This window comes from Paracoccus indicus (genome assembly GCF_003056335.1).
Lineage (GTDB): Bacteria > Pseudomonadota > Alphaproteobacteria > Rhodobacterales > Rhodobacteraceae > Paracoccus > Paracoccus indicus.
Map to the genome: position 1 here is coordinate 1 of NZ_PYWA01000019.1, position 5,519 is coordinate 5,519.

The following is a 5,519-nucleotide window of genomic DNA, read 5'->3' on the forward strand; positions in this document are numbered from 1 at the left end:
AACGATGCCCTCCCCCAGCCTCCAGCACAGCTTTCGTGAACGCGATACGCCCAATGCCGATGAAGCGGCGTACTCTCGACAACTCCATCCTGCACGGGACCTACAGCAGCCGGGGCGTCCTCGATGCTTGGAAGGAGCGCGCCCCCGAGAAGATCCGCAGCAACGCGGTTCACGGGCTGGAATACTTCGTCGGCTCATCCCCCGAAGCGATGCATAAGATGATCCGCAAAGAACAGGATGCCTACGCGCATATCCCCTCCCCTGCACCCGTGGAGCTTCCAGAGAGGCGCAAGGGCGCTGTTCTGGGGCTGGGCGGGGACCAGGCGGACGCGGAATGGCGCAAGGGGGCCTCAGAGGCAACCACGGACGCTCTGAGGGGTGTTCAGGCGCACTGACATCGAGACACCCGCGAAAAGGGCCTGGACGAAGCCCAAATGCTTCGCCCGGACCACGCAGGCAGTCAACAGGAAGGCCGAGAAGATGGAAGAGCAGGTCAAGCGCCCCAGACCGTCTCGCAAGCGGGAACCCCGAACCCTCGGTTTGAAGGAGCAGGCTCAGAAGCGCAGGGCAGCACCTGTCAAAGAGGTGAGAGTAGAGGAAAGCCCCAGCTCGGAGCATCGGATCAAGCGGAAGGACGATGCCTGGGACTACGGGCACTGACCCTTTCCCGCGCCCTGGGTTGAAGCCTGCGCTGCGGCAGGCTGTAAGATTGGCAAGAAATGGGAATGTAATTTTTTACACTTTCAACCCTGTCGAAGCGCCTGCCTTTGCAGGGTATGGAACAGGTCGGGATGTGAAACTCTGACGCGGCCCTTTTCGGGCGTTCCGCGGCCGGGAGCGGCTCGCCGGTCGAGGGTCGGTTCTGCCAGGGCAGGACGCGACTAGATCCGCGCCTTGCCTGCGGCGTTCCGCCTCGCTGCGGGCGGGACCGGCCTCATGTAGCCGGCCCGGAGAGGCGCAGCCGATTAGAAGGACGGAATGGATGGAACACTGGTCGGATGTCTTCCCGCTGATCTTCCTACCCTTCAAGCTGATCGTGCTGGGAATCGGGATGTTCTTCGCGATCCGGTGGCATGTAGAGCGGGACAACGAGGAACGCGCGAAGCGACGGCGGCAACACGAAATGCGTTAGGCCCGATCGCCCGCGTTTGGGCATTCCCTCCGCCGAGGGACGGGGCCGGGATAACACAGGGGGTTTGCATTCCCGGCCTCAATCATTCCCGCCAACTTTACACTTGGCGATCCTTCAGGGTTTCCGCCTGTCGCGCCACCAGCCGAAGAGTTCGCGCAGCAAGCCGACGAGCGACGCGGCGAGGGCAAGAGCGAGAGGGAGCCAATCGGGCATGAGCAGATCAGACATGGGGCAGGTCTCCGTTTTTTACCTTCCCAACGTCGCCTGACGCCGCTGCCGATATTAGGACCAGCAAAGCCCGTGTGGGTTCATGACCTCACAACCGGCAGCGGATCGGGCCGTCTGCCGATTGCGAGTCATAACGCCGCTTACGGACCACAGCCCCGCCTCCCGGTTGAAAATGGGCGCCCCGGAGAGGCGCCAGGAGCCTCGCTGACGGGTCCTGCCTCCCACCCTGCGGTTCCGCACCGCACGGCCCATCCAGGGCGCGCTCCGGGCCGCTGGCGCCACCTTTTCTCAGCCAGAAGATTCCGAGACTTGCGCCCATGCGCTGCAGGTCGGGTTTTCCGGAGGGCGAGGCTTCTCTCAGATCGTCAAGGACTCTGGGAAAGTGACTAACCTCCCTTTCAGACACCAAAATCAGACCAAAAATGGGCGCAGCCCCTTCTTGTTCTTCTTAGTTCTATAGTTCGTCCTTACAATATCATTTTTTTACAATGGCTTGACTGTTTTAAAGTGACAAATGGGGCCGGACAAGTGACAAATGGGGCCGGACAAGTGACAAATGGGGCCGAATTTACGCATTGACCGGTGACATATTGTCATGTTTTTTGTCACCTATGGGAAAGACACTCCAGGTTGCTGCCGACCGTGCTCTAGATCAGGCGAAAACTGTACTGCCCGCCGAAGTTGCGCGAGGCGTGTACATGCGCAATGCCCCAAGCCTTCAGGCCCTCAAGCTCATGCATCTGATGATTGCGACAGCAGCTGGTCGCATGGCCGAGGACGTGCAGCATGACCTCCGCTTGTCAGATATCCGCCGCATTGACGGCATGAGGAACCATGACCGGGCTAGCCTAACGCCACTCTTCGAGGAATTGCGGGCAGCCGTCATGACCTTTGACGATCAGACTGCAATGCGCGTCACCATTGGCGGTTTGCTGGACGAAGCCTTGATCGACTACCGCCACGAGGTCAGCGGCGATCTTTTGGTCAGCTGGTTCTTCGGGCGCACCTTTCGGCGAATGGCGGAGCAGTCCAACCACTGGGCGATCCTGGACAGGCAGACAGTCTTTCATTTGGCCAGCAAGTATTCGGTACTGCTTTTCCAGCACGTCGCCAGCTTGGTGAACCTCGAATACGTCAGCGCCAAAACGTTCACGGTCCCAGAGCTGCGGGCACTGTTGGGCGTTCCTGAGGGGACGCTTGACCGCTTCGCAGACTTCAATCGCCGTGCGGTTCTTCCGGCTGTCGCAGAGATCAATCAGCTGTCCCGACTGACCTTGACCGCGACCCCAAACAAGGTTGGTCGCGCCGTCGCCAGCGTCACCATTGCCTGGGAGGCAAAAGGCGATCCGCGCGCAGCAAAGCGCGAGCTGTCAGCCTCGAAAATCGGCCGCAAGGCGCGCCGCGATGGCACCGCGGAGGCAATCATTGCCGCTTTTCCTGAAACCGGGAGCATCGCCTATTCGCCGCGTTGGATCGAGCTTAAGCGGGCCGCCGGCTGCAATGTAGATAACGCCAAGATCGCGAGTGATTTTCGCAGGTTCCTAGGGGAGCGAGGGATCTCTCGCGATGCAAGCAATATTGAGAAACTGTTCTCAGATTTCTGCCGAACCGTTGGAAGGGTCTGAAGATGAGCTGGTCTATCAGTCGAGCGGCAAAAGAGACTGGTTTGTCGAAGTCCACCATCAGCCGTGCAATCAAGGCGGGCAGGATCTCGGCCTCAAGGCAGGATGACGGGGCCTATCTGATTGAACCGGCCGAGCTGTTCCGGGTCTACCCCCGAGGCGTTGCGCAACGGACGTCAGAAGCGCGTCATGACGCGCTGCGCAACCCCCATGAAGAAGCTTCTGCAACACACTCGAAAGACATGGAAATCCTGCAGGTGAAGCTTGCCATGACCGAAGCAATGCTTTCTCAGGAAAGAGAAAACTCACGCAGGCAGCAAGAGACGGTTGAAGATCTTCGGCGACGTCTTGATGCCGCTTCAGAGCGGGTCTTGGCTTTGGCGCAACCCTCGCAACCCCCATCAGATGCGCGTCATGACGCGCCAAGCAACCCCTCGAAGCGACGTGGATGGTGGCCGTTCTAGCGTTTCCCAATCTCCTAGGGTCAAGGGCTCGTTTTCTGTCAGAGCCAAAGAATTACGGTCGCAGCGAGTGCGATTGTTGAGAGAAAAATTTGTGGGTAGCGGTCATAACGGGTCGCAACCCTCCGTCAGTCCTTGAGTCTGCCGAACATCATCTTGATCCGGTTGCGACGCTTGTAGAGTATCTTGTGCGGGCCATATTTCGTGGGCGCATTTCGCCACTGCAATCCGTTGCAATTGATAAAGGTATCCCGCTCAGAACACGCTGATCATCAACTTTGGGGTTCCCCGTGCGACCTAGGAAAGAAGGGAGCCAGGCGCGCCATCTGCGCGTCGGTCAGCCAGAAGAGATCGCTCATGTCACCGCTCCGTTTTCGGAGGTGTGAATCACGCAGCACAACAGAAATCAATGCGTCCTGACCCTGGCGCTATGGTTATGCATATCAATAAAAAATGGTATCATACTGACACCATTTTTTATTACCTAAACTCGTCCGATCAGTGAGATAGTATTGGCATATGTATAAGGTATCGGATCCTTCATGCCAACCTCTAGCCAAGCCCGTTCCTCGTGCGAATAATCAGCAATCGTTGATGCATTATATTTTTTAAAGAATTTTACAACGCGTAGAGCAATATTTTCTTCTTCTTCTGAGAGATAACCTTTATAGCTTATGCTCATAGGGCAAACTATTTTAGAGGGATAAATTCCAATTACAGCCTCCTCCATATCAATTACTTCGTGCACCTTCATGCAGTCATAAAGCGTATCAAATTTGTCTGGAACAGGGCCGTACTGATACTTACAATACTGAACTCCTGTTATAGAATGACCCAACTCGATTTTTGATAAAAAATCCGCATAAAACATAAGCTTATTAAATTTGGTAACTGGCTCTCTATATTCAGAAAGAAGATAAATCAGCGCAGCGGCCTTTTCAAATACAAATTGCCGGCCACCGTTGTATGCCTCATTAGAGGTACAGTAAATATCTCCAACCATTTTCCGGTACATAGCCTTGATAACATTAGGCTTTAGCGCCTCCATGAGGAGTTCTCTTTTCTCAGGAACAACCGCACCCGATTTTTCTTCTAATGCCCGATAGAGACCTTCTTTGGACATCACACTTTTGAGCTGAGTCGCCTGAGCTTCTGAGGGCAACGCCCCTTTTTCATAGCGCCCAATAGTCACTTCGCCCCAACCAAGAAGGGCTGAAACCTCAGCTTGAGTTAAGCTATACTCTTCACGCCATGCACGGATTTGATCTCCGCTAGGAACTCCAAAAGCGGCGCGATAAGCATCAAAAGCCTCACGCTTCCAATCGTGATCCTTAGTGTTTTCGAAATCGGCTCCGCAATTGTCGCAATGACGCTTAACTTTATTAACGGTTACGGCGAATCCACGCACCTCCACAGTATCCTGTAGAGTTGTAAATTTAAGCAAACCGGTCTCACCGCACTGCGGGCAAGAAGCTTCTGAAATATTAATAATCATCTGCGTGCCCTCATAGGCAACTTCATTGGAAACTCGGCCTCATGAGCCGACAAACATTCTGCTATTACTGCGTTTCCGTTTGTCATCTTGAGCTTAATATAAAGGTCGTAACCTTCATATTCTTTACCGAAAACCCACACTTCACCGGGCTGACGCAGCCCTTCTTTATCGTCATCATGAGGCCCAGACTCATAGTCTCGGACCTCCAGTTTTCGGACGATCTCTTCGACATCATCCGAGGTAAAGCCGCTATCAAGAAGGAACTGATCATTCTTCTTGGTTGGCCATGTGTCCAAACCACTGCGCTCCACTATGCCTTTGAAGGCATCCAAGAACGTTCGGATCTCCTGAATGGTCGCTGCCACGGTCCCGCCTATTAGTACATCAATTGATGGATTATCAAGTAGCATTATTTGTCAACTTTGTGGGAACTCGTCCGCGAACTCCAGTACCTAACGATGCCCTCCCCCAGCCTCCAGCACAGCTTTCGTGAACGCGATACGCCCAATGCCGATGAAGCGGCGTACTCTCGACAACTCCATCCTGCACGGGACCTACAGCAGCCGGGGCGTCCTCGATGC

General features: G+C 55.1%; 7 protein-coding genes and 2 pseudogenes. 5 read left to right on the top strand and 4 right to left on the bottom strand.

Translation table 11 applies throughout. From position 1 onward, the window contains the following. The 5 genes from DDE75_RS16945 to DDE75_RS17425 form a co-directional block, all read left to right on the top strand. A partial coding sequence (locus tag DDE75_RS16945; protein WP_211659380.1) for a plasmid recombination protein occupies window positions 1-395 on the top strand: 395 nt, incomplete at its 5' end. A 587-nt stretch (window positions 396-982) separates the two neighbouring features. Next, complete coding sequence (locus DDE75_RS17465) at window positions 983-1,132, top strand: hypothetical protein (protein ID WP_170310971.1); 150 nt, start codon at window positions 983-985, stop codon at window positions 1,130-1,132. Window positions 1,133-1,867: 735 nt separating this feature from the next. Next, on the top strand, window positions 1,868-1,939 hold the full coding sequence (locus DDE75_RS17880; protein ID WP_418304193.1) for a hypothetical protein: 72 nt from the start codon (window positions 1,868-1,870) through the stop codon (window positions 1,937-1,939). Between the two features lie 32 nt (window positions 1,940-1,971). Beyond that, window positions 1,972-2,985: a replication initiation protein gene (locus DDE75_RS16960; RefSeq protein WP_108503565.1), complete on the top strand. Its 1,014-nt coding sequence runs from the start codon at window positions 1,972-1,974 to the stop codon at window positions 2,983-2,985. Between the two features lie 2 nt (window positions 2,986-2,987). After that, entirely contained in the window at window positions 2,988-3,446 is a 459-nt protein-coding gene (locus tag DDE75_RS17425; RefSeq protein WP_162799108.1) for a DNA-binding protein, read from the top strand. Window positions 3,447-3,484: 38 nt separating this feature from the next. Here the strand turns inward: DDE75_RS17425 and DDE75_RS17915 are convergent. The 4 genes and pseudogenes from DDE75_RS17915 to DDE75_RS16975 all read right to left on the bottom strand — a co-directional run. Beyond that, a pseudogene (locus tag DDE75_RS17915) lies at window positions 3,485-3,622 on the bottom strand (transposase); the annotation flags it as partial. Further along, window positions 3,605-3,802 (bottom strand): annotated as a pseudogene (locus DDE75_RS17885) (transposase); the annotation flags it as partial. The pseudogenes DDE75_RS17885 and DDE75_RS17915, both read right to left, overlap by 18 nt. A gap of 125 nt (window positions 3,803-3,927) precedes the next feature. Continuing rightward, window positions 3,928-4,938: a type II TA system antitoxin MqsA family protein gene (locus tag DDE75_RS16970; protein ID WP_108503566.1), complete on the bottom strand. Its 1,011-nt coding sequence runs from the start codon at window positions 4,936-4,938 to the stop codon at window positions 3,928-3,930. Continuing rightward, the gene (locus DDE75_RS16975) at window positions 4,935-5,348 is read right to left on the bottom strand and encodes a type II toxin-antitoxin system MqsR family toxin (RefSeq protein WP_108503567.1); all 414 of its coding nucleotides are present in this window, start codon (window positions 5,346-5,348) and stop codon (window positions 4,935-4,937) included. The genes DDE75_RS16970 and DDE75_RS16975 overlap by 4 nt, the downstream gene beginning before the upstream one ends. Window positions 5,349-5,519 lie beyond the last annotated feature (171 nt).